Annotated in this window: 1 protein-coding gene; it reads left to right on the top strand. The window is 52.2% G+C overall.

The window, feature by feature from the left end:
- Positions 1-154 precede the first annotated feature (154 nt).
- Positions 155-364 (top strand): caspase family protein (locus EN852_RS36490; protein ID WP_246694529.1); only part of this gene is annotated, 210 nt, incomplete at its 3' end.

Here is a 364-nt window from a genome sequence, read left to right as displayed (position 1 = left end):
TATTTTAGCTGGCGGAGGATTTTCTTCGCCCGTATCTACAAACTGTGAGTTTTTTAATATACTATCAGAGCGCAATCCGTCTTGTTGAAGCCTCCAGATCATAATGGATGGGGGATTTGCCATGCTGCGATTCTGCGTATCCTTGGCAGCCTTGATGCTTGTAAGTCTCACAACGCTTGAGGCGCATGCCGACCGAAGGGTAGCCCTCGTCATCGGCAATTCAGAATATCGCGAAATCCCGGCCCTCAAAAACCCGGACAAGGACGCCGAGGATGTGTCGAAGACGTTCCGGCTGGCCGGCTTCGATGTGTTCACCGCGAAGGATCTGACCAGGCTCCAGTTCGAGGAGCAGTTCCGCAACTAT

Source organism: Mesorhizobium sp. M2E.F.Ca.ET.209.01.1.1 (assembly GCF_004010375.2).
Lineage (GTDB): Bacteria > Pseudomonadota > Alphaproteobacteria > Rhizobiales > Rhizobiaceae > Mesorhizobium.
Note: the sequence above shows the minus strand (reverse complement) of the source record. Positions and strands in the feature narration are given on the sequence as shown.